The 21,954-nt window shown below is 37.2% G+C and carries 26 protein-coding genes and 1 pseudogene; 5 read left to right on the forward strand and 22 right to left on the reverse strand.

The features are described from left to right. Window positions 1-99: 99 nt before the first annotated feature. Both AA0X71_RS23270 and AA0X71_RS23275 read right to left on the reverse strand, forming a co-directional pair. Window positions 100-732, reverse strand: coding sequence for a response regulator (locus AA0X71_RS23270; RefSeq protein ID WP_413357649.1), 633 nt, complete (start codon window positions 730-732; stop codon window positions 100-102). Continuing rightward, window positions 729-1,874, reverse strand: coding sequence for a sensor histidine kinase (locus tag AA0X71_RS23275; RefSeq protein WP_413357651.1), 1,146 nt, complete (start codon window positions 1,872-1,874; stop codon window positions 729-731). Before AA0X71_RS23275 ends, AA0X71_RS23270 begins: the two co-directional genes overlap by 4 nt. Window positions 1,875-2,528: 654 nt before the next feature. Between AA0X71_RS23275 and AA0X71_RS23280 the strand changes: the two genes are divergently transcribed. After that, complete coding sequence (locus tag AA0X71_RS23280) at window positions 2,529-3,020, forward strand: hypothetical protein (RefSeq protein ID WP_413357652.1); 492 nt, start codon at window positions 2,529-2,531, stop codon at window positions 3,018-3,020. A 95-nt stretch (window positions 3,021-3,115) separates the two neighbouring features. Here AA0X71_RS23280 and AA0X71_RS23285 read toward each other — a convergent pair whose 3' ends face one another. The 4 genes and pseudogenes from AA0X71_RS23285 to AA0X71_RS23300 form a co-directional block, all read right to left on the reverse strand. Then, a complete protein-coding gene (locus AA0X71_RS23285; RefSeq protein ID WP_413357654.1) occupies window positions 3,116-3,661 on the reverse strand; it encodes a GNAT family N-acetyltransferase in 546 nt (181 codons plus the stop codon). Between the two features lie 27 nt (window positions 3,662-3,688). Then, the gene (locus AA0X71_RS23290) at window positions 3,689-4,261 is read right to left on the reverse strand and encodes a nucleotidyltransferase family protein (protein WP_413357656.1); all 573 of its coding nucleotides are present in this window, start codon (window positions 4,259-4,261) and stop codon (window positions 3,689-3,691) included. Window positions 4,262-4,405: 144 nt separating this feature from the next. Then, a pseudogene (locus tag AA0X71_RS23295) lies at window positions 4,406-4,510 on the reverse strand (class I SAM-dependent methyltransferase); the annotation flags it as partial. Beyond that, on the reverse strand, window positions 4,482-4,679 hold the full coding sequence (locus tag AA0X71_RS23300) for a hypothetical protein (RefSeq protein WP_413357658.1): 198 nt from the start codon (window positions 4,677-4,679) through the stop codon (window positions 4,482-4,484). The pseudogene AA0X71_RS23295 and the gene AA0X71_RS23300, both read right to left, overlap by 29 nt. Window positions 4,680-4,862: 183 nt before the next feature. On the opposite strand from AA0X71_RS23300, the gene AA0X71_RS23305 reads away from it, so the two are divergent. Beyond that, a complete protein-coding gene (locus AA0X71_RS23305; protein ID WP_413357660.1) occupies window positions 4,863-6,137 on the forward strand; it encodes an MFS transporter in 1,275 nt (424 codons plus the stop codon). A 333-nt stretch (window positions 6,138-6,470) separates the two neighbouring features. Here the strand turns inward: AA0X71_RS23305 and AA0X71_RS23310 are convergent, their stop codons facing one another. From AA0X71_RS23310 to AA0X71_RS23325, 4 genes are all read right to left on the reverse strand, one after another. Further along, the gene (locus tag AA0X71_RS23310) at window positions 6,471-6,752 is read right to left on the reverse strand and encodes a hypothetical protein (protein ID WP_413357662.1); all 282 of its coding nucleotides are present in this window, start codon (window positions 6,750-6,752) and stop codon (window positions 6,471-6,473) included. A 174-nt stretch (window positions 6,753-6,926) separates the two neighbouring features. Continuing rightward, entirely contained in the window at window positions 6,927-7,232 is a 306-nt protein-coding gene (locus tag AA0X71_RS23315) for a hypothetical protein (RefSeq protein WP_413357664.1), read from the reverse strand. A gap of 222 nt (window positions 7,233-7,454) precedes the next feature. Further along, window positions 7,455-9,065, reverse strand: a complete 1,611-nt coding sequence (locus AA0X71_RS23320; RefSeq protein WP_413357665.1) for an ABC transporter permease — start codon at window positions 9,063-9,065, stop codon at window positions 7,455-7,457. Next, entirely contained in the window at window positions 9,065-9,979 is a 915-nt protein-coding gene (locus AA0X71_RS23325; RefSeq protein ID WP_413357667.1) for an ATP-binding cassette domain-containing protein, read from the reverse strand. Before AA0X71_RS23325 ends, AA0X71_RS23320 begins: the two co-directional genes overlap by 1 nt. Window positions 9,980-10,124: 145 nt before the next feature. On the opposite strand from AA0X71_RS23325, the gene AA0X71_RS23330 reads away from it, so the two are divergent. Further along, window positions 10,125-10,709, forward strand: coding sequence for a TetR/AcrR family transcriptional regulator (locus tag AA0X71_RS23330; protein WP_413357669.1), 585 nt, complete (start codon window positions 10,125-10,127; stop codon window positions 10,707-10,709). 123 nt (window positions 10,710-10,832) lie between these two features. Here the strand turns inward: AA0X71_RS23330 and AA0X71_RS23335 are convergent, their stop codons facing one another. The 6 genes from AA0X71_RS23335 to norA all read right to left on the reverse strand — a co-directional run bounded on the left by AA0X71_RS23335 (window position 10,833) and on the right by norA (window position 15,595). Further along, window positions 10,833-11,747, reverse strand: coding sequence for a helix-turn-helix transcriptional regulator (locus AA0X71_RS23335; RefSeq protein WP_413357671.1), 915 nt, complete (start codon window positions 11,745-11,747; stop codon window positions 10,833-10,835). 27 nt (window positions 11,748-11,774) lie between these two features. After that, a complete protein-coding gene (locus tag AA0X71_RS23340; protein WP_413357673.1) occupies window positions 11,775-12,089 on the reverse strand; it encodes a MazG-like protein in 315 nt (104 codons plus the stop codon). Window positions 12,090-12,103: 14 nt separating this feature from the next. Continuing rightward, a complete protein-coding gene (locus AA0X71_RS23345) occupies window positions 12,104-12,664 on the reverse strand; it encodes a DNA-3-methyladenine glycosylase I (RefSeq protein ID WP_413357675.1) in 561 nt (186 codons plus the stop codon). A gap of 194 nt (window positions 12,665-12,858) precedes the next feature. Further along, window positions 12,859-13,476: an NUDIX hydrolase gene (locus AA0X71_RS23350; RefSeq protein WP_413357677.1), complete on the reverse strand. Its 618-nt coding sequence runs from the start codon at window positions 13,474-13,476 to the stop codon at window positions 12,859-12,861. 35 nt (window positions 13,477-13,511) lie between these two features. Further along, window positions 13,512-14,210, reverse strand: coding sequence for a GNAT family N-acetyltransferase (locus AA0X71_RS23355; protein ID WP_413357679.1), 699 nt, complete (start codon window positions 14,208-14,210; stop codon window positions 13,512-13,514). A gap of 185 nt (window positions 14,211-14,395) precedes the next feature. After that, complete coding sequence (gene norA / locus AA0X71_RS23360) at window positions 14,396-15,595, reverse strand: multidrug efflux MFS transporter NorA (RefSeq protein WP_413357681.1); 1,200 nt, start codon at window positions 15,593-15,595, stop codon at window positions 14,396-14,398. A gap of 85 nt (window positions 15,596-15,680) precedes the next feature. Between norA and AA0X71_RS23365 the strand changes: the two genes are divergently transcribed. After that, a complete protein-coding gene (locus AA0X71_RS23365) occupies window positions 15,681-16,502 on the forward strand; it encodes a MerR family transcriptional regulator (protein ID WP_413357683.1) in 822 nt (273 codons plus the stop codon). Between the two features lie 180 nt (window positions 16,503-16,682). Here AA0X71_RS23365 and AA0X71_RS23370 read toward each other — a convergent pair whose 3' ends face one another. The 4 genes from AA0X71_RS23370 to AA0X71_RS23385 form a co-directional block, all read right to left on the reverse strand. Then, window positions 16,683-17,390 carry an FAD-dependent oxidoreductase gene (locus AA0X71_RS23370; RefSeq protein ID WP_413357685.1) on the reverse strand — a complete coding sequence of 236 codons (708 nt, stop codon included), beginning with the start codon at window positions 17,388-17,390 and terminating at the stop codon, window positions 16,683-16,685. Between the two features lie 30 nt (window positions 17,391-17,420). After that, window positions 17,421-17,810 carry an SRPBCC family protein gene (locus AA0X71_RS23375; protein ID WP_413357687.1) on the reverse strand — a complete coding sequence of 130 codons (390 nt, stop codon included), beginning with the start codon at window positions 17,808-17,810 and terminating at the stop codon, window positions 17,421-17,423. 4 nt (window positions 17,811-17,814) lie between these two features. After that, complete coding sequence (locus tag AA0X71_RS23380) at window positions 17,815-18,075, reverse strand: ArsR/SmtB family transcription factor (RefSeq protein WP_413357689.1); 261 nt, start codon at window positions 18,073-18,075, stop codon at window positions 17,815-17,817. Window positions 18,076-18,275: 200 nt separating this feature from the next. Next, window positions 18,276-18,557 (reverse strand): hypothetical protein, encoded by a 282-nt coding sequence (locus tag AA0X71_RS23385; RefSeq protein ID WP_413357690.1) that lies wholly within the window; start codon window positions 18,555-18,557, stop codon window positions 18,276-18,278. A 15-nt stretch (window positions 18,558-18,572) separates the two neighbouring features. On the opposite strand from AA0X71_RS23385, the gene AA0X71_RS23390 reads away from it, so the two are divergent. Then, complete coding sequence (locus tag AA0X71_RS23390; protein ID WP_413357692.1) at window positions 18,573-19,106, forward strand: MerR family transcriptional regulator; 534 nt, start codon at window positions 18,573-18,575, stop codon at window positions 19,104-19,106. A gap of 26 nt (window positions 19,107-19,132) precedes the next feature. Here AA0X71_RS23390 and rsgA read toward each other — a convergent pair whose 3' ends face one another. Both rsgA and AA0X71_RS23400 read right to left on the reverse strand, forming a co-directional pair. Further along, window positions 19,133-20,215 (reverse strand): ribosome small subunit-dependent GTPase A, encoded by a 1,083-nt coding sequence (gene rsgA, locus AA0X71_RS23395; protein WP_413357694.1) that lies wholly within the window; start codon window positions 20,213-20,215, stop codon window positions 19,133-19,135. Window positions 20,216-20,478: 263 nt separating this feature from the next. Further along, window positions 20,479-21,762, reverse strand: a complete 1,284-nt coding sequence (locus AA0X71_RS23400) for an MFS transporter (protein ID WP_413357696.1) — start codon at window positions 21,760-21,762, stop codon at window positions 20,479-20,481. Between the last annotated feature and the right edge of the window lie 192 nt (window positions 21,763-21,954).

A 21,954-nucleotide genomic window follows, 5' to 3' on the forward strand; every position in this document is an offset into this window, starting at 1 on the left:
ATCTATATCTTCTCCTACTAAGAGTAAAAAAAAGAAACAGTCTTACCACTGTCTCTAGTCACTCTCTTTCATTTTATTCATTACTTTCATCACATTAATTTAAACGAGGTTATGGCGAATCGCGTAAATCGCTAACTGTGTCCGATCTCTTAACCCTAACTTATTTAATATTTGACTGGTATTATTTTTCACCGTTCCCACTGATATTGCCAATCGTTCAGAAATTTCCCCATTACTAAGGCCTTCCCCGATACAGGTTAAAATGTCTCTTTCTCGAGGAGTTAAAGAAGGATCTGGCTCTTGCTGTTGCTCACGATTGAGCAGGATAGGCATCACTTTCGCGGCGACATGATCTTCAATGGCAAGCCCTCCCGCTAACGCACTACGGATAGAACGTAGCAAGGATTCGGTATCTCCCGATTTCAAGATATAGCCACTAACTCCTATTTTTAAAGTTTCTAACACATATTGATTATCATCAAAAGTAGTAAGCATCAGCATTTTCGTTAGGGGCCAACGGGATTGAATCACCTTCGCAGTTTCGATTCCATCCATTTCAGGCATTCTGATATCTAGAATCACGATGTCAAAGGCCATCTTCTCACAAAGTTGTATTGCCTCTTTGCCATTATTCGCTTCTCCTACAACCTTCATTTCTTCATCTGACTCAATCATCATTTTCAGTCCTTGCCTGACCATCACTTGGTCCTCAGCTAATAAAATCCGAATCATTCTAATCCCCCGTATCCAATTTTTAAATAGCCCTGAACGGTAAACATTTCTCCTGTTTTATATGTATCCAAATTGCCACCAAGCTTTTGTAATCTATTTCGCATTTCCGTAAGACCAAAGCCTTCCGTAAATTTGCTGTCGTCTGTAACAGGATTATTGACTTCAAATCGAAAAATTCCTCCACCTGGTGCCTCAAAGGAAATTTCCGCTTCCCGCGCCGAACTATGCTTCATCACATTTGTAAGAGCTTCTTGAACAGAACGATAAATCACGAAAGACTGCTCACCAGTTAGATGAGCCGAAAACGCACCATGTTTAACCGAAAAGTGGATTCGCAAGAGGCTTTCCATTTCCAGCTTACGAATTAATCGCAAGACCCCTGGTAACCCACCCGTTTCGTTCACTTTTAATGATTTGACCGCTCTTCTCGTTTCTTCTAGACTTTCACTTGCCAGCTCTTTCAAAAATCGTACCTGCTCTTGATCCTGTTCAAAAACTTTTAAACGAAAGGCCTCTAATTGAATGATAAGGGCCGAAAGCTTATGTCCGACAGAATCATGAATTTCATGGGCAATTAACATCCGCTCTTCTTGTCTTGTTTCTTCTTCTTCAGAAAAAACACGTCGTTTTACATTTCTATATTCACTAAGAAGAGCCTCATACCTCGCCTCTAGATCTTGATTGTGATCAGTAATTTTTTTATAAAAAGTCATCGCGATAAGAAGGATGAACATGTAGATAACGATGAAAGCTTGCATGGATGGGGCAAGTCCCATATGAAAGGTCGTGAAGCTCAAGCCTGCTGTACAAATCACCCCTAGTAACAAACTAAGCACAAATCTCAAACGGTAAAAACCTTCTCCAATTAAGAGCGATAGGACAAGAATAAAGTAAGGATTAAAGTTTCCATCCATGTCAGGAAAAAACGTGAACATGGCAATAATAGCCTGCGTAAAGAATAACGTGCTTACTATTTTGGGCTTCGCTAAGAATAATGGCAGGATGAAGAATAAAACGAAATACAATGCCGTTCCAAATAGCCTTCCTGTCATTCCTAGAATCTCTTCGTTGAAAAAATGAAGCCCTAACAACCAAATGCTCAAATTCAGTAAGAGCCATAACCAATATGAGAACATCTTCATCCCGCCTCCTTCCATCTATTCTAACGTTTTTTTGTTCGCTCGTCTTATCATTGAAAAATGAACGTTTCTACACGCCTCCTCATTTTCATTATTTTGCGAATAGCTATTCTCTTTTTTGACATCATAATAAATAAAACAATGGGGAGGATACAATGGAATTTGTCATTTATTTCTTTCTTTCATGGCTTGTCGTTTCCATATATATGGTTACAAAGAAGAAGTTGCATTTTATTGAGAGTACGTTCATCTATCTTCTAATATTAATCATTAGTGTCCATTATTCATGGATCATAGTAGATGAATTAGAGTATATATCTATTGTCAAAAAATACTTGCCTTATCTTGCTTTCTTACTAAATCGAAGTATCGTCATACCGTTTCTAATTTTATTAATTCTAAATTTTGTAGTTAAAACAACGAATTTCTTACATAAAGCTATGCTCGTGTTCTTATTTATGCTTATATTTGTTAGCCTTAGTTTTTTATCAACAATACTTCATATCTCTGAATATAAACATTGGAGCCTTTGGTATGAAGCAATCTACTACATTTGTCTCGTTAGCATCTCATTTTTTAGTTACAAATTATTTAAATCGTTGGGTTCGTTAAAAAGCTATCACCAAAACTAGTCGTTAGGGATGTGAAAAAAAGACAATGATTCTTTGGGAAACGTATGATAAAAATGAAATCTATATAATCATTATGTTACTTATTGCTTATCTTGCTGTCATTATTTTACCTAAAAAGCTTCCTTTACAAATCATGATCTTGTTTCTAGTATGGGGATTTGCTAGTGCAACCCTATTTGACTTTACCATTGGCGGAGGCTTGTTTGATTTTTATAAAGTGAATGACTCCAATAGATATGAACTGTCTGATTTGTTAACTTATTTTTTATTCGCTACTTTTAGCTATTTTTTTATTTATTTTTATGAGCTGTTGCATATTAGCAAAAAGTATTTTATTTTTTACATACTAGGTTGGACCATTATCGGCTTAACCATGGAAAAATTCTCTTCTATCATGGGAGTTACCCATTACCAGCAAGGATACAAGATTCACTTTTCATTAATTGTTTTTCTAATTGTCCAAACCACGACAGCCCTTTATTATGAACTACTGAAGAAGAAGCTTCAAACTATATAAGGGAACCGTAATTTATCTAACTTACTCGACTTATGAGCATTTTCGTACTCCTAGAAAAATGAGATTGAACGAAAAGTGCCTTTGACAATCGAGAATCATTTTTTCATATCCATTTTCAACAACGAATACATATACAAATCATCAAATTTCTCACGTGTAAATTCATAGTTTCTTAAGAGGCCTTCGCGAACAAAGCCTTGATTTTCTACTAGTTTTTGTGATGGTAGATTCGGTGGTTCAATTAAAGCTTCAATTCTATGGATTTCCATATGCTCAAAGCCATATTGTATGATGGCATTAATCGCTTCTCTGGCGATTCCTTGTCCCCAATATTTTCTACTAAGTTCAAAGCCAATTTCCGTGCGATAATGCTGAGGAACTCTGTTATGAAAACCACAACTCCCTATCACTTCCCCTTGGTCTTTTAACGTGATGCCCCATCGAATCCCTGTTTTATTCTTTAGGATAGATTGATACCATGATATTTCATCTAACGCTTCCTCTATCGTCTGAAAAGGTTCTAACCCATAATATTGCATCACTTCTTCATCTGAAAGATAGCTTAAAATATGAGGGGCGTCTTCTTTAGTTACTTGTCTTAATTCTAATCTTTCTGTCTCAAGTACTGGAAATATAGTCATAATCCATTACTCCTCTGCGTATTTTCATCACTTTAAAAGATGATTTACCTGAACCATATACCAAATAGATGACCAATTCTTTGCTTTGACCCGCTCTTCATAGACAAGTATTTTTTCCATATTTTCGCTATAATCTGGAGTTGGATGAACCTCCAAATGAAGAACATCTCGAACTCCATGCGGCGCAGTTAAGATCACATTGTCCTTCTCATCTAATTGTACTCCCAACGCCGTCACCGTTTCAGGAAATTTTGAAATCGCATCAACAGATGAATGATAAGGAGTCGTATTACTTTTGAGGTGCATTCTCGCTTGGTTTTTCACAGACCAAGGGATGTCAGGATTTATCGCTGTTAACTTTTTTTCCAACTCTTTTTCATAGGACTCTTCAATGTTTGTTGGATCAAAATAGATGACATCGACATCAGCAAGAGACGTTCTCTCTTTAAAATGATGGAGCACATCCCATATTTTTGAACGAACAAAGCCCGCACACACCCACCAATCTGGTAAATTCAATGTTTGCGCTGCTTTTAAAATTTCCATCATCCACTCATCCTCTTGGATAGCTGAAATGATATCCTTTTCATTATTGAGCATGTTTGGACTCCTTCAATATCTGATTATATTTTTCTAGCAACATATGTAATGGCATTTGTTTTCAAAATAACTGGTTTATTATCGCGAGCAATTTCATATTTTAACGGTTTAACATGTTGAGTTAATACCTTCCAGCTATTAATTGACAGGCTTATGTAACCACGAACCTTCTTCAAACAATTTATAGTTCTCATAACAGAAGGCATGGTATTTCTTTTCTTCATTCCGGATGTATTCCAATCTTTCCAACCCGAGGCCTCCCTTTACTACTTCTTACATTACACTTCTTTAACGGAAAGTGAAAATCCTTCCTCACACGAAAAGGCGAATCATGTTCGCCTCGTTTACATCTCATCAGGAGTTCCATTCCAAGTAATCTTAACCCTTTTTTAAGCACGATCTTGACTGAATAGACCAATGATAGTCTTGATTGTTTTTGCTCAAGATCATCTAAATACGGACGGAACCGTAGTATTTATTGAACGCTTTGGAAAGCTCGATTAAGAATTTCGCTCAATATTGTAAGCAATTATTTATTATATTTCTTTCAAATCGACTATAATCTATTTAACTTTATTTTCCACCAAGATGAGGTGAAGGTTTGAAACGGATTCATTATAGCTGGATTATATTATTTATCACCTTTTTTGCCATTATCGCGGCGGGAATAACCCGCTCCTCTTCGGGGGTTTTTATTGTTCCTTTTGAAAATGATTTCGGTTGGGATCGTTCAGTCATTTCCTTTGCCTTTGCTATTAGTCTATTTCTCTATGGCTTTTCTGGACCTTTCATGGCCGCCTTAGTAGATGTTGTGGGACTCAAGAAAATGATGTTATTAGCGATGGCCACACTGATTGCAGGTTTAGGTCTTACCTTTTTGATGAATGAAGTTTGGCAGTTGATCCTCATTTGGGGAGTCATCATTGGACTCGGCTCAAGTTTGTTTTTAACGATATTAAGTCCCCATATTGCCAATCGATGGTTCGTCAAAAAAAGAGGATTAGCTGTTGGTATTTTAACGGCTAGTACGGCAACAGGACAGTTGGTGCTTCTTCCTGTATTAGCAGCCCTTGTTGAATCTTATTCATGGCAATGGGCGATTGGTCTTATCCTCATTTTGAGCGTAGTTATGTTTGCAATCATTCTCTTTTTCATGAAAAGCTCTCCAAAGGATATGGGAATTCTCCCTTATGGACTTCAGGATGAACAACACGAAGAAGTGGATGTTAGGCAAAAGCGCAATCCGATCATGATCGCTTTTTCAACCCTTTTTGATGCGATTAAAGTTAAAGAATTTTGGTTATTGGCAGGCAGTTTCTTCATTTGCGGTCTTTCAACAAGTGGATTAATTGGGACCCATTTCATTTCGTACTGCATTGGTTTCGGGTTTACTGCTGTGACTGCCGCCTCCATGCTTTCCTTAATGGGTATGTTTGATTTAATCGGAACAACCCTTTCTGGGTGGCTTTCAGATCGCTTTGACAACCGCTGGCTTTTATTCTGGTATTACGGTTTGAGAGGTTTGTCCCTGCTTATTCTTCCCTTTGCTCTAACACATGGATCGGTCACACTTTTAATCATCTTTTCGATCTTTTATGGACTTGACTGGATCGCCACCGTTCCACCAACTGTTAATATTTCAAGACAAATCTTCGGTGTAGAAAAAAGTGTGGTCATCTATGGTTGGATTTTTGCGGCCCACCAAGTAGGAGCAGCGGTTGCAGCGAGTGGTGCAGGCATTATTTATAAGGTCTTTAACTCCTATTCATGGGCATTTCTCATGGCTGGAGGTTTCTGCCTACTTGCTTGTTTATTTGTGATTGTCATTAAGAAGCAAGAAAAAGAGGTGGAAATTGAACCGTCTCAGCGGATTTGACGTTAAGAACTCGGCGAGCTAAAGAGGAAAATAGAAGGAAAATTTCCGCTTAATTAACAAATATCATGCAAAACAGCTTATATAGGCGGAGAATTTCCGCCTATTGGCTCTAATATCGTGAAAATAGGTGATTTTACACTGTATAAGCGGAAAAACTTCCGTTATTTCCTATCCAACGAGCTCCATTCTGTATATAAGCGGAAAATTTCCGCTTATAACAGTGGAGCAAAATTTTAGAATGCGAATCAACAGAACAGACAAGCAAGAGGAGAATAACAAACCGTTTTTCTCCTCTTGCTTTATTTTAGGGATTTTTCAGACAGCCCACCCTTTCTAAACAGTGTAAAGTAAAGTCCCAAGTTCCTTAGGGGACTCCTTCGTCATCTTGATTTGAACTAGCAGACCTGCTCCAGCCTCAACCAATAAGTAAAGATCGTCTAATTCAAAAACAAGACTAGTCAGAACCTCTTCATCCTCTTTTTTGTAACCATAACCACTCACGCTTCTTATCGCATTTTGCTCTAATAGGATGCTTGAACTCATGATCGAGTATTTTTGATGGGGCAAATCAGTTTCCATCGTAGGAAGAGGCTCAGGCGTATCTTGTTCTGTCACAGCTAGAATGTCATCAAACTCCTCATTTTCGATACTCTTAATCCTCCAATACTTTGCTTCAGAAGTCTCTGAGCCTCTTATTTTTAAAATTGGTTCTACTGCAAGTAGTGTACAAGTTTTACTCGTGTACTGAGTATCTAGCTTATGCGCATAAATCCCGATAAGTAGGGAGCCTTAATATCCTTGCCCTTGATTTACTTTTCTAATTTCTTCAAAAATATCAAACTGAGTTCTGCCATTCTTTTTCTCTACGAGAATAACAAAGATAGAACCATTTGCTTCAACAGAATAAGTTTTACCTCCAATATGTTCAATGTCTTCTATTTCCCCATCGAACAATTCTTCCATTACCGCCGGATCCGAAAGCAAACGATCAACCTCACTCTTCGTTCGCATCTCTGTAAAGATCTCAATTGGATTCAGCAACAACAACACGATTGCCACTAGCAAAAATAGAATTACTTTTGTCCCTTTCCCCATATAAAATCCCACCTCACATCTCAATTTTTATTAGTGTTTTTCTAGTTTCAATCCTGACACCTGTGCAAGAAGGTTTCTATAGTAAAGCAATTCTCAAACTAGTTCATCTTTTTGACAGCAAAATGCCTATTTGGTTAATTGTACCAAATAGGCATAAATTTGTGACTTCCTATTCAATTTCCGCATACTTTTTTCTTTCAACTAGTATTGCATCTAAACCCATTATCCGGCAATGTCCCGTTTGTTATAGCCTGTAAAACCAATTACCATTAAAACTATCGCAATCAACGTTAAGATTATCAACGCCATGGTATTCCCATCATCTACTGGAATTTGTGGGACATGTTCAAAGACAGAGATACTATTCATCCAATTTGGAAAATCGAGCAGTCCGCTTAGGTAAACAACAACAAAGCAATAGACAACATATAACCATATTAAACCTGTCAACTTTGGAATTGCCCCGACTAGTAAAATAACTAAACCAATAACAGCCCAACTCGCTGGCAAATAAACATATGCTGAAGCAAAAGTTGTACTAAATGATAATGCCTCATCCATCACTGTCCCACTAACTGACCATAGCCCTAAGGCAACAAGTGATTGCATGAGAAAGCTTACAACAACCGCTAAGAAGCTGTGACTCGCTAATATACGAGTTCGTGATACTGCACGACTGTAAAAATTTTCTGTGAGGTTTTTCGTTTCTTCAGCCTTTAATTTTAGAACGACCATCACAGCTGGAACAAGGCTTATCAAAGACATAATCGCCATTAGTAATGTAATAAATTGCTCCGTCAGCGTGTAATCCGAATCGACTTCAACAAATGCTTGCATAAGTTCAATGTCAGCAAAGTATGTTTCTAAATCTCCTAGAATGGCTCCAAAAGAACTACTCAAAGCAAATAATCCAATCGCCCACGCAATTATATTGGTTCGTTGCAGCCTGAAAGTAAGCCCTAATGTTGTTCGTAAAAAAGTTGAAGCATGTGTGTTACCTTTCCTTGCAGCAATAAAACCAGACCCTAAATCACGTATAGAGTGTAAATAAAATGCTACAACTCCAAATAAAATGGCAACGATAATAGATAATAAAACCGGCCACCAATCATTTTCTGCGAATACTCCCGTTCTGACGGTCCAGCCAAGTGGCGATATCCATGACAAAGTATCGCTACTCACATCTCCTATTGCTCGAACAAGATAAGCGATGATTAACAACATAAAAGAGAACATGGTCGTTCCTCTTGAAGTTTCAGTAAGCTGAGCAAAGACCGCGGTAAAGGCTGCAAATAGTAGACCTGTTGCCCCTAAAATGGAACCATATAAGAAAGAATCTTCTACATGGATGCCTTCTATTCCTAAGGAAGCTAAACCAATCCCTGTTAATAAAGCGAGCAATACATGGGTCGATACGATAACGATCATGACCGCACTAGCATAGGAGAGTCGACCAACAGAAAGTGCACGAATCATTTCAACACGCCCATCCTCTTCGTCCCCTCGGGTAGCCCGCCCGACAAGCAGTATACTCATGATCGCTACGGCAATAGCAGTAAAAAGCAACATTTCATTGGCAAACATCGTACCGATAGAATGCACGTATGCTTCTACTTCATATCCTGGTCCAAGCATCGCCACCATCGCTGGATTATCCATTGTCATAGATGCAGCTTGCCTGGACTGTTCATCGCCATAAACTTCTGGGTAGAATGCGGCAACTGACAAGGTAATTCCAAGTAAACTAATTAACCAAACAAGAATTTTAAACCGCTGTTGTCTGAAAATGAACGCTGTTAAATGCTTGGTTCCTTTAAAATATCTCTCGTACATTATATCGACCCCTCTGCCCTAGAGTTAGAGTGTGGTCTACCTTGATAATGACGCATAAATAAATCTTCTAATGTTGGTGGGGCACTTTCTAATTTTAAAATCCCAAACCCACTAATATAACGAATGACTGAATCAAGTTCATCTGTATCCACCTGGAAAGTAAGCTCTAAATCTTTTTCCTTCAAATTGTAAATCCCTTTTAGTTTGTTTAGAGAATCTATTTGTTCTTTCGTTTTAATTGTTAAATGAGTACGAGTTAAATGTCTTAATTCATCTAATGTTCCAGTTTCAATGATCTTCCCTTGACGGATAATGCCTACCCGATCACATAATTTTTCGACCTCTGATAATATGTGACTGGATAGTAAGACACTTTTACCAGCCTTTTTTGCCTCCAGCACACATTCCTGGAAGATATTTTCCATCAACGGATCAAGTCCTGATGTTGGCTCATCTAAAATATAAAGATCCGCATCCGATGCAAATGCAGCGATTAATGCCACCTTTTGTCGATTCCCTTTCGAATACGTTCTACTTTTTTTGGTTGGATCAAAATCAAATTTCTTTATTAAACTTTCTCGTCTTTCCTTATTTGTGCTTCCATTCATTTTCATAAAGAGATCAATCACTTCGCCACCAGTCAAATTTGGCCATAGATTCACATCACCTGGCACATATGCAATACGTTTATGAATGTCAACAGCATCCGACCATGCATCCTTACCAAAAATTCTAGCCTCACCTTGGGACGCCTTTAACATTCCGAGTAATATTCGAATAGTGGTTGATTTCCCTGCCCCATTCGGACCTATAAAACCGTAAACTTCTCCCTCCTTCACTTCCATACTCACACCATCTAATGCAGTAAACTTTCCAAATTTTTTCGTTAGATTGTTCGTTTTTAATATCGTCATCTATTTTTCTCCTCTCGCTAATTATGAAATATATTAACTTATATAGTTCATTATATACAAAACTCATGCTATTCTCAACAGTTTATGAACTATTTTTGTTGTTAAATTACATATTTTTCATTAAACTAACAATGAGGTGAAAGAAATGGATGGTTTCGAAAAGCGTAGAGAACAAAAGAAAAAAAATATATTAGAAGCTGCATTAGCCTTATTTATGGAATTTGGAATACAAAAGGTTTCCATCGCAGAAATTGCTAAAAAGGCAAATGTATCTCAAGTCACGATCTACAATTACTTCGAAAGTAAAGATAACTTAGCTAAGTTCGTTTTTAAGTTTTATGTCGATCAAATATGGGATGAACAGAAGCAGTTCCTAGAAAGCGACCTTCCATTTAATGAAAAAATAACAAAGATGCTATTCGAGAAAGGTACTGCTATCAATCAAATAAGTGAAAAGTTTTTTCAGGATTTTATGAAGGATTTTGCCAGTGGACAAAGTTATGTTGAAGAAATATACATGAAAGAAGCACTCCCGCTCTTTATCGAGCTCTTTAATAATGGCAGGGAAAAAGGATATATTGATTCATCTATATCGAATGAAGCCATTTTGTTATATTTACAGATGTTTCATGAATATATGCAACGCGAGGACTTTGCCAAAACGACACTTCCAATAGCGGAGGAGTTAACGAAACTTTTCTTTTACGGCATAGCCGGAAAAAAAGACTAGCTGGAACACAGGGACAGGTCCACTGTCCCTTTTTAATTATCCCTTAAATGTGTAGAGCAAAACTAGAATAATGATTTTGATGCTCACATTAGCAATTTAGCTACTGCTTTAAGAAAAATCCCTCTAATCACCAACGTGGAGATTACGTTTAATCTCATCTATTTTGGTCACCAATCTTGTACGCAACTCATCAGGATAAACTTCCTCTAACAGTGTTCCAAATGATAGCAAGTAACTATCTAACCAGTGGCCAATCGGAAATTTTGCTTTCACGGTATAGGAGCCATCTTCATTCACTGTAATCATGTGATCAGAAAATTCGTCATAAACCCGATAGGCTCCTTTAGAAGCAATTCTTAACATGATCGGAATTGATGAATTCGCAACTTGGCTTTCAGCATTTTCCATCGCATTAGGGAAAGCTTTTCCGCTAAAGATTTGACGCGTTACAGCTAATCTTCTCATTCTGCTAATCTTGAAAATTCGAAAATCCCTTTTATCTAAACAGTAACCTGAAACATACCAAGCATTCCGTTTGAATAACAATTGAATAGGCTCTATATTTCGCTCACTTTTTACTCCTTCAGAATTAAAGTAATTAAAACGAACCACAAATTTCTGGGTAATAGCATCTCGTAATGATACAAATAACTGTTTATTTTCCCGCTCACTTCCCCATGGGGAAAAATCAACGTCAATCCAATTTGTTGTATCCTTTTTAAATAATCGTGTTACCTTTTCTAGTATTTGGTCGGTATTCAGAAAACCAGTGACCTCCAACGTCTGTAACCCCACTAAAATATCTTCCTGTTCATGGCTTGATAAAAGGGAAGCATTAAAGGAATATCCTTCTAATAAAGAAATTCCTCCCCCCTTCCCTTTGCTCGCATAAATCGGTATTCCTGCACCACTTAAAACATCTACATCTCTATAAATCGTTCTAGTTGATACCTCAAAATGCTCTGCTAATTCTTTTGCCGTAATGATTTTTCTTTCTAATAACATATATATGATTTCAAAATGTCTATTGATGGGCATGAGAGAGCCTCCCTGAAGAAACAATTCTTACAGTAATTGTTTCTCTTTTGTTTCTAGAAATTTCTCCAAGGCATGATTACTATTAATCCCCATTCGGTCTGCTAGAATAATCAACCACCAGATCGATTCGCCAATCTTATCCATTAGTTCTTTTTCTGGGTCACTCCCTGTTGGCCATCTTTCTTGTTGAGCCATCGTTAACCTTCCAACTAATGCTGCATCCGTAAGAAAGGCAAGTGCATCCTCCTCCACAGACCACTCCGTCCCATGATACTTCTTTTCTAATTGATGATAAGCCTTTCTAATTTGTAACGACCGTTCAACCGCTTCCTGCATATTCATATTTAAACACCTCATTATTTATTATAAGTATGGTAGGGACATGTTTTAATATGGTCATCAACCATACCAACCGCTTGCATAAAGGAATACATCGTCACTGGGCCGACAAATTTGAAGCCCTGTTTTTTTAAATCTTTACTGATTTGTTTGGATAACTCTGATTCAGCTGGAATTTGTGACTCGGAGTCCCAATTATGAATAATTGGTTTAAAATCTACGTATTGCCAGAGAAAATTTGAAAAACTCCCAAACTCCTCTTGTAGTTTCAAAATCGCTTTCGCATTATCTCGAATAGATTTAAGCTTCGCTAAATGCTTAATCACATTTTCATGTTCCTTTATATTTTCCAAGTCTGCATCTGTTAACCTCGAACAAGACTCAATATTAAAGTTATGAAATGCCTTTTTGTAGCCTTCTCGTTTTGCTAAAACAATACTCCAGGATAACCCTGATTGTGCACCTTCCAAAGTGAGCATTTCAAAAATATACGGATCATCCGTATTTGGTACACACCACTCTTCGTCATGATATACCTGCATAAGCTGATTATTTCCAGGCCAAGAACATGTCTTCATCATATATTCCTCCATCTATCATTGGGCATAACTATATCATTCTTAATATGACAACAGTATGTCATATTTTATGTAGTTTTTATAATAAAAAAAGACTTCTACATAAATAATAACCTATGAATTTTGAATAAACGGAAGATAACATTCAGAAAACGTGGACTGAATCGTATATAAGCTATTGCTTTAGCAGTAAATTAATCGAAATAGATCGTTTCGTTTGGATTATGCAAATATTTAAATGCCCATTTGATTTGAGATTCCGTATTTCGTTCAACAGATAATATAGGTAATTCTTCTTCCGAGAAAAACTCGACTTCGCTTGTTTCGATTCCTTTCGTTGCTTCTCCACTTACAATTTCACATTGAATAAACAGTTTATAAACATGATAAGGGGATGGTGGATGTGGGTGACACTTTTTATCAAGTACTCCTAAAAACTTAACGGCTCTTACATCAAAACCCGCTTCTTCTTTTACTTCTTTAACAGCTACTTCACTCGGAGATAACCCAATGTCTCCCCAGCCACCTGGTAATGCCCAAGCGCCGTCACTTTTTTCCTTAACCAACAAAATTTTTTGGTCTCTAAATATAACAGCTCTTATATCAACCTTTGGTGTTGCATATCCCGTTTCATTGGCAAACAGATCTCGAATGAGCCTTTTATCCACTTCAGTATATTGAGAGATAATTTCGATGCTCATCTCGCGAATCATTTCAAATCTTTCTACATCATAAACATCTTTTGAATAGGTTAGCCCTGCTTGCGCAATTGCTTGTAGTTGTTTCGCCCATTCGAGCCATTTTGTATCCATATTCATCCTCCTACTATTCGATTCGGTGCTACTTCCTACATAGTTAACCACTCAATTACATCTTTTGAAATCTCCATACCCACTTTTTGATGAAGTAATATTGAAGCCTGATTCGTATGACTAATTTGAGAGTATGGGACTCTATTATTTTCTAAATAGTGTTGAATTATGAAGTCCAGAAGCGCGAGTCCATATCCTTTTCTTTTGTATTTTTCAACAACTACCAGTAAGCCAATTGAACCTTCATCGTGAATTCCAATAAACCCAATCACATCATTATTTAAAAATCCTCCGAAAAGAGTACCCTCTTGAAGACGTTGGATAACATACGAAGGGTCATTAGCAGGATAATATTTTTTTACTAAAAGAATATCATTTGCATCAAGACTCCTAATCTCCAATCTTGGACTTTGAATAGTTGATAAATGTTCCTTAAAAAAGGCTGCCTGATAATATGTATCCCTATGAATTAAGTGATATTTCTCCTGAACATAAGATTTGGCCCAACTTTGAAATACTTCACATTCTCTTATCTCATCAATATCTTGTAACAATCTCTTATAATCTTCCAAACTATCACAGCTAATCATATATGTTTCACTCGGAACGTCAAACATGACAACACCGTGGATATCTGCCCGTATGACCCTTGCTTGATGATGTTTAATACTTTCTATCATATTAATGTGATGAAGAACATTTTTATTTAAATACCTAAGCGCCATAGTTTCCATTGTTTAGATTCCACTCCTTTAGGGGTTTAAATGTTTTCATAAATCTCAATTAGAGTCCCTGCTGGATCCCTAAAATGAGCTACCTTAATCCCCCAATCCTTTTGTTCAGTTGGTAACGTGATAAATCGGATCTTACATTACTTCCACAAAAAATAGCGTTTAGGGTAATTGGACTTTAATCCTTTTTAATTCAGGTTCGCTTTGTTAATCTTTACTCGATTATATGCTCCCTCTGCTTGCTTCTTCCAAAACATCGTCATCACAATTCCAATCACTAGTATGACAGTGGCAAAGTAATAAGGATAATTAATATCGATATCAAACAAAATTCCCCCGATGATCGGTCCACTAATATTCGCTAAGCTCGTAAACATAGAATTCATCCCACCAACAAAGCCTTGTTCGTTCCCAGCAATATTGGACAGATAGGAAGTCACCGCTGGTCGGAATAAATCGAAACCAACAAAGACAATAAATGTAACGAGTAAAATAGAGAAATAGGAATGTACAACCGTCATGAGATAGACCAGTACTGCTGATAAAATTAAACTATAGCGAATTAACTTAATCTCACCCCAAATTCGTGTGAGTTTATCAAATAATACTACCTGTGCAATCGCTCCAAAAATGGCGCCACCTGTAATCACAATCGCGATATCAGATGGTTTAAACTGAAATTTATGATCAACAAATAGACTAAAAAACGATTCAAACGCCGCTAAACCAAAGGAAGCGATAAAAATTAATATAAACGCAAGGAAATATTTTGGAGCCAAAATACGTTGCAAACCAATACGTCCGTCTGATTCTTGCTCCGAATGTCCTTCCGTCCGCTTAGGCTCGGATAATAAAATAATGGATAGGATAGCGGCAGTAGTACCTAACCCTCCAGCAAAAAAGAATGGCACTCTTGTTCCGAACTCTGCCAGGAAACCGCCAATACCAGGTCCGATAATAAATCCTGTACTAATCGCTGCCGACATATAGCCAAGAGCTTTCGGACGCGTATCTGTATTCGTAATATCAGCAATGAAAGCCGTAACGGCTGGCATGATAAACGCTGCGCTAATTCCGCCTAGAATTCGAGAAATGAATAGTACTTCAATTTCTTTTCCAAGACCAAATAACAACTCTGAGATACCAAAAATAAATAAGCCGATGACTATCATAATTTTCCGACCAAATCTATCGGTAGCTTTACCTGCAAATGGAGAAACAATTAATTGCGCAATAGCAAAGGCAGCTGTCAAATAACCGACCGTTGTCCCTGTAATTCCCAATTCATTCATCAAAGTTGGTAAAACAGGGATAACGAGACCAATACCCAAAAAGGCGATAAATAAATTCAGCAATAATAATCCCAAAGTAACTTTATAACTTTTCATATTGATATGTGCTCCTAATTTTTCATATTTACTCTTTTCATCCTAATGTATATAGTAACTATATAGTCAAGGAGGGGACATCTCTATGAATAAAAAGAACAGCAAATATTTAACGACAGGGGCATTCGCGAAGCTTTGCAAAATCAACAAACAGACTCTCTTTTATTACGACCAGATTGGGCTTTTTTCCCCTGTATTCAAAAATGAAAAGGGATACCGGTTTTACTCCATTCACCAAATTGAACTTTTCTTCGTCATTGACTTATTAAAGGAACTTGGTATGTCCTTAGAAGATATTCAACAATACATGGAGAAGAAATCACCAGAGACTTTTTTATCGATGATGTACCAAAAAAAGGACGAGATCGTGAAAAAGAAGCAGGAGATCGAGATGAAGGAGAAAATCATTGATGCGAAAATCACGCTAATGAAAGAAGCTTCACAACTTGATTTTAAGCAAATTACACTTGAACATATACCGAGTATGACTCTTTATTTAAGCGAAAAAATTGAGAATATGGCTGACGAAGGATTTGTCGAGGCTATTTCAGATTTTATCGATGAATTATACATATCTCACTTAGATACAGGATATCCCATCGGGGTCTTAACAAAGCGAGAGCAATTGCTAAAAGAGGAGTTCTCTCATTATAGCTATTTATATATGGAACAGCCCAACCCAAAGGAAGGTTATCCCTATTTTCAAACTGTTGAGGGAAACTATCTCATCGGCTACCATGTCGGAGATGAAAAAACGATCCAGCACGCATATAAGCGACTATTTTCCGAAATGGACCGTTTGCATTTAGCGCTGGGGGACTATGCACTGGAAGAATACATTTATGATACGGTTGTAAAGAATGCTAAGGAACATTATGTCACCAAAATTATGATCCACGTAGTGTAATAGTGTCCCGTTCTCTAGAGAAGATAAATGAGATCAAGTTGTAAATTTGTAGATGAAACGAAGAGAATCTCCAGTGGATTTATTCCATAAGTAGATTCTCAATAAACTAAATTCCTATATCTCCTAGGGCCCAGAAAGTTCGCAACATATCAACTGTCGTTAAATTAGGACTTTTCTTATCTAATACCCATAAAAGGCATCTTTTTTAATATTCGCTTTTGAAATATTTTTATTTTGTAAGTAACTAGAAAGAGCATCTACCATTGACTTCGGACCTGCAATAAAGTATTTACCATTGCTTTTATATAAGGACGTAAACTTATCGATCTCCTGATGTAAATCATCCCTAGAATTAAGGTAAGTGATATTTATGCCTGTATTGCTAGCAATTGTATCAAGTTCATTCTTATATATATAGGAATCTTTGCTATCCATATAAAGTAGATTTATTGGGTTCTCGACTCCATTTCCTTCGACCTCTATTTGCTTTAAAATCGATCGAAACGGGGTAATTCCAATTCCACCTGCAATTAGTAGTGTAGGGCTATTTTCCTTTAGATTAAAAGAACCTAGAGGCCCAGCCATACGAACTTTCATTCCAGGTTTTAATTCTAAAAATCCTTTTTTAAAATCACTCGGATTATGGCTAATAGTTGTGGTTATTTTCACCACATTTTCTGTAGGTGCAGAAGCCAAGGTAAATGGTTTAGTCGGATTTTTTATTTTCTTATGAGTAACAGTAATCAGCCCATGTTGGCCTGCTTTCCAGGTCAAATCTTTCTCTTTTTCAAAATTAAAGGTGTACACTTCCTCTGATTCCTTGGAATAGTCTAAGAAAACTAACTCTCGCTTCTTAAATACTGAAAACATATCTTGAAAAAAACTCATTTTCCATCTCCTTTAGATTTATGTTCGTCTCTATTGTTCCTCTAACACTTTTTTAAGCTCTTCAACCTTGCCTGCCCAACCATATTTTGCTCCATTGAACGCTTGATCTTCTTCTTTGAATCCTGTTTGTTCTAGGTATAAGTAGGTAACTCCATCCTTTTCCTTCAATGTCCAAGTCACTATCGTATTTATCGGGCCACCAACCCATGTGTAAGATAACTTATAGGGCTCGTCCACTACTAATACTTCACAATCTACAATTAAATTCCATTCTGGATTTCGGAATTGACATTTATACCCTACAATTGGTTTAAAATCATTTTCCATTATCCATTTTGCAAGAATCTCCGAATCAGTTAATGATTCCCACACCTTATTAATTGAACTTGAAAACTGAAAATCTAAAGATATATCTGCCATTTATTTATTCCTCCGATAATAGTTTTTGTAAGACTGCCACTCTTTCATTCCAGAATTTCTCGTAAAAGGATACCCAATCTTTAACTTCCTGTAAGGGAGCAGCGTTTAGTCGGTACCTGGTTTCTCTACCAACTTTGCGGTCAGTGACTAGACTAGCTTTTTTTAAAATAGTCAAATGCTTAGAAACAGCGGTACGCCCCATTTGAAATTGACCGGTTAATTCGTGAAGAGGTAACTCATCTGCATCTGCTAGCAGACGTATCAATTTACGTCTGGTTGGGTCAGCGATGGCTACATAAACATCACGCTCTTGGACTTTACTCGTTTTAAATCCCCCCTTATAAAATTGGACACTAAACGGTGTCTTTTATTATATGACACCGTTTAGTGTCCAGTCAATTCTTATTTTTGATATAACATTATGTTACAAGTATTTCCCTGTATAGGATTTTGGATTCTTTACGATTAAATTCGGTGTTCCTTCTGCAATAATTTGACCACCTTTATCTCCTCCTTCTGAAATCGTTCACCATGACAAACTGGACAAACCACTTCCATCTCTGGAAAGAAAAACATATTCGTTGTAACATACCCCAACCCTTGGCATTTTTCACAACGGCCACCACCAGTATTAAAGGAAAAATGTTTTGCTGTTAATCCTCTATCTTTCGCAGCTTTAACCTTAGCAAACATATTTCGAATCGGTGTAAACGGATCAATATATGTTGCTATATTAGAGCGTTTCATTCTACTGAGTGGGGATTGACCAACGCTGATCATCTGATTGACGTTTTCAAGCCCTGTTACCAATTTACGGAAGCCTTATGGGAAGTAAATAGAGTTCAAGCAGATCTATTTCAAAGAAAAGAGTACGCAACAAAAGCATTGGACATATTGAAGCCTGAAAATATGCAACGGTTTTTGGATAAAAGAAACGAAAAATGGTATACGATTGGGGAAGTGGAAAAGGAAATTGAGGTTCCGGCTTCAACTCTTAGGCATTGGGAAAAGGAAGGATTAATTACACCTAGTAGAGATCCTGAAAGTGGATATCGCGTGTACGACCGTGAAGATATTCGTCGTTTATTAATTATTCGCACCGTTCAATCATCTCTCTACTTCCTTGATTCAGTCAGAGAAGTATTAGAAAAAATCAATCAGCACAGTGTTTTCGAAATCAGAAGAATTACAATGGATTCCTTGGCATACATGGACTACCAAATCGAGCAACAGCTTCGTGGAGCACATTACTTATACAAATTAATAGAATTACTGAAGAAAAAGGAAAAAGACTGAATCCTATGGGATCCAGCCTAAATTTGCTATCTACGTTTTTTCTTTTTTTGTTCTTTTAGAAACTTCTTGGCACTTTTCATACCGCCCATTTCACTAAAGATGTTATTTAGTTTTTCTCTTTCTATCATTCTTGAATTAAGACCTTCATACTTTGTTTCTTTGATTAGTTTTCGATAGCTTTCTAACCTATCGACAGACAAAATTCCATCCTTAATAGCCATTTGTACGACACACTTAGGTTCATTCGCGTGAGTACAGTCATTGAATTTACACTCAGTTGCCAATTCTTCAATATCCGCAAATGTTCTGGATAAATCAGCATGAATGATGCCAAGTTCACGCATACCTGGAGTATCGATCACAACACCAGATTCGGGCAACATGATTAGTTCACGTCTAGTAGTGGTATGTCTTCCTTTATCGTCGTTTCTTATGTCACTCGTATCTAATACATTTTGACCAAGAAAGCGATTAATTAAAGTTGATTTCCCAACACCAGATGAACCAATAAATGCCACTGTTTGTCCATTTGAAAGATATCCTCTTAATGATTGATACCCATCGTCAGAAACACTTGAAGTAACGTACACCTCTACACCAATAGCTATAGAAGATACTTCGTTAAGTCTTGTCTCAATATCCGTACAGAGGTCTGATTTTGTCAGGACAACAACTGGAACCGCACTGCTATCCCAAGCGATAGAAAGATAACGTTCTAGTCTACGAAGATTAAAATCATTATTTAGTGACATACAAATAAATACGGTATCAATATTTGTAGCGACCACTTGCAAATCTTCTTTTAAACCAGCTACTTTTCTTGCAAAAACGCTTTTCCGTGTTAGTACATGATGAATAATCCCGTTTCCTTGGGAAGTATCGGTTCGATCAACCATCACAAAATCACCAACAGCAGGAAATTCTGAAAGGTCTTTTACACTATAGTGAAATTTTCCAGTTATCTCAGCTGTCATCTCACCATTTTCTGTTATTACCTTATATACATTTTTATATTGAGATGAAACCCGACCAATATAGAGATTTTTATATTGTTTAGACTCCTGCAGAAATCGATCCGTAAGTCCTAAATTTTTCAGATTAATATTCAATTTCATTTCCTCCTAAAGTTTAGATTACAACCTTTGGGAGGTTCTATGCTTTAATTTATTTTGCACATACCTCCCCATTTGTTACAATCTCCAAGTTTTCCTTGTTAAACATAAAACAACATCACCTTTCATTCCTTCTAAAGCTTACTATAGCATAAGATTCAAGCAATGGAAAAAATATACAAGACCCTATCTCCATCACATTAAAGATAATTTTTATAGAATTTTGAGTTCTAACTAACAAGCCTTAAATCTACGTTTTACTATGCACTCATTTCCGTGGATTTTCCTTTACGAGACCACATCACGACTGGAATAAGGATTAAGGACAAAATCCCGCCGGCTAATGACAATATTTGATAACTCGACCCGGCAACGACCATTCCAGATAATGCACCACCTGAAGCCCCTGATAAGGCAATCAGAACATCTACTGCTCCTTGAGTTTTAGCCCGTGTTGAAGTACTAGTTGAATCTATAATCAGAGCCGTCCCACTGATTAAGCCAAAATTCCAGCCTAGTCCAAGTAAAGAAAGAGCAAGAATTAGGAGAATCATAGAATCTCCAGGAGCAACCGCTGCAACTAGACCTGCCAAAAGCAATGTTGCCCCAGAAGCAATAGCCATCGTTGTACGACCAAACTTATCAACTAGAACTCCCGTCACCAATGAAGGAAGATACATGGCACCTATATGAAATCCAATAACAAGCCCTACGGCACCCAACCCATGTCCGTGGTGGCTCATATGGACTGGTGTCATCGTCATAATCGCAACCATGACAATTTGTGTAAGCACCATGATCGTAGCTCCTACGATCATTCCTCTTTTGTTTTCCTCTTGATTCGTAACTCCTGACGTTCCTCTTTCATTCTGTGTTTGTTTGGACACTTCGATTGCTCTTGCGATTAGCAATGGATCAGGACGAAGTAAAATCAAAAAGACAAGACCAGCTAGGATAAATGCTGCTGCCGATAAAATGAAAGGACCTGCTAGGGACGGAATACCAATTGAAAGAGCGAAATCTCCCATCACATTCACTAAATTGGGACCTGCAACTGCACCAAATGTTGTCGACACTAAGACTATACTTACAGCTGTTGCCCGTTGCTTAGACTTTGCTAAATCAGTTCCAGCATATCGTGCTTGTAAATTCGTCGCAGTCCCTGCACCATAAATGAATAGGGATGCAAATAAAAGAAACGGATTATTGAATACCGCAGAAAGCACTACCCCAATCGCTCCAAGACCACCAATTATAAAGCCTGTTGCGAGACCTGTACGACGACCAAAACGTTGAGAAAGTCTTCCTACAAATAATGCTGCTCCTGCCGATCCTAACGTAAACAAAGCAACCGGAAGTCCAGCAACCGCATCTGTTCCAAGCATCTCTTGTGCTAACAAGGCCCCGACCGTTATACCGGCAGCTAATCCAGCCCCACCGAATATTTGCGAAATCACAACAATGATTAATGTACGTTTATACAATTTTTTGATTTTCTCTGGATCTAGATAACTTTGATCTAAATCGTTGGATTCATTAGACATATCTTCACCTTCTTTTCCCCTTTTTAACATTATAGCTTATGAACCCTGCTCTGATGCGATTCTGTGCCATTTAAATCCTAACTAATTTGCAGTAACATGTTTATAAAAGGCAATATCTTTCACATCATCGTTTGATAAAAAAATATATAGTAAGAATTCCTAGATAGTTGTAAAGTTATAGATATGATTCTT

This window comes from Robertmurraya phoenicis (assembly GCF_047302285.1).
In the GTDB taxonomy this organism is placed as follows: Bacteria; Bacillota; Bacilli; order Bacillales; family Cytobacillaceae; genus Robertmurraya.

Bases quoted from the DNA above. Each gene is read 5' to 3' on its own strand.
- AA0X71_RS23275 (WP_413357651.1), bottom strand. From the start codon at position 1,874: ATGAAGATGTTCTCATATTGGTTATGGCTCTTACTGAATTTGAGCATT.
- AA0X71_RS23285 (WP_413357654.1), bottom strand. From the start codon at position 3,661: ATGACTATATTTCCAGTACTTGAGACAGAAAGATTAGAATTAAGACAA.
- AA0X71_RS23335 (WP_413357671.1), bottom strand. From the start codon at position 11,747: ATGCCCATCAATAGACATTTTGAAATCATATATATGTTATTAGAAAGA.
- AA0X71_RS23315 (WP_413357664.1), bottom strand. From the start codon at position 7,232: ATGGGGAAAGGGACAAAAGTAATTCTATTTTTGCTAGTGGCAATCGTG.
- AA0X71_RS23340 (WP_413357673.1), bottom strand. From the start codon at position 12,089: ATGAATATGCAGGAAGCGGTTGAACGGTCGTTACAAATTAGAAAGGCT.
- AA0X71_RS23370 (WP_413357685.1), bottom strand. From the start codon at position 17,390: ATGAGTTTTTTTCAAGATATGTTTTCAGTATTTAAGAAGCGAGAGTTA.
- AA0X71_RS23320 (WP_413357665.1), bottom strand. From the start codon at position 9,065: ATGTACGAGAGATATTTTAAAGGAACCAAGCATTTAACAGCGTTCATT.
- AA0X71_RS23325 (WP_413357667.1), bottom strand. From the start codon at position 9,979: ATGACGATATTAAAAACGAACAATCTAACGAAAAAATTTGGAAAGTTT.
- AA0X71_RS23400 (WP_413357696.1), bottom strand. From the start codon at position 21,762: ATGTCTAATGAATCCAACGATTTAGATCAAAGTTATCTAGATCCAGAG.
- AA0X71_RS23280 (WP_413357652.1), top strand. From the start codon at position 2,529: ATGATTCTTTGGGAAACGTATGATAAAAATGAAATCTATATAATCATT.
- AA0X71_RS23330 (WP_413357669.1), top strand. From the start codon at position 10,125: ATGGATGGTTTCGAAAAGCGTAGAGAACAAAAGAAAAAAAATATATTA.
- AA0X71_RS23345 (WP_413357675.1), bottom strand. From the start codon at position 12,664: ATGAAGACATGTTCTTGGCCTGGAAATAATCAGCTTATGCAGGTATAT.
- AA0X71_RS23350 (WP_413357677.1), bottom strand. From the start codon at position 13,476: ATGGATACAAAATGGCTCGAATGGGCGAAACAACTACAAGCAATTGCG.
- AA0X71_RS23355 (WP_413357679.1), bottom strand. From the start codon at position 14,210: ATGGAAACTATGGCGCTTAGGTATTTAAATAAAAATGTTCTTCATCAC.
- AA0X71_RS23375 (WP_413357687.1), bottom strand. From the start codon at position 17,810: ATGGCAGATATATCTTTAGATTTTCAGTTTTCAAGTTCAATTAATAAG.
- norA (WP_413357681.1), bottom strand. From the start codon at position 15,595: ATGAAAAGTTATAAAGTTACTTTGGGATTATTATTGCTGAATTTATTT.
- AA0X71_RS23365 (WP_413357683.1), top strand. From the start codon at position 15,681: ATGAATAAAAAGAACAGCAAATATTTAACGACAGGGGCATTCGCGAAG.
- AA0X71_RS23270 (WP_413357649.1), bottom strand. From the start codon at position 732: ATGATTCGGATTTTATTAGCTGAGGACCAAGTGATGGTCAGGCAAGGA.
- AA0X71_RS23290 (WP_413357656.1), bottom strand. From the start codon at position 4,261: ATGCTCAATAATGAAAAGGATATCATTTCAGCTATCCAAGAGGATGAG.
- AA0X71_RS23385 (WP_413357690.1), bottom strand. From the start codon at position 18,557: ATGAAACGCTCTAATATAGCAACATATATTGATCCGTTTACACCGATT.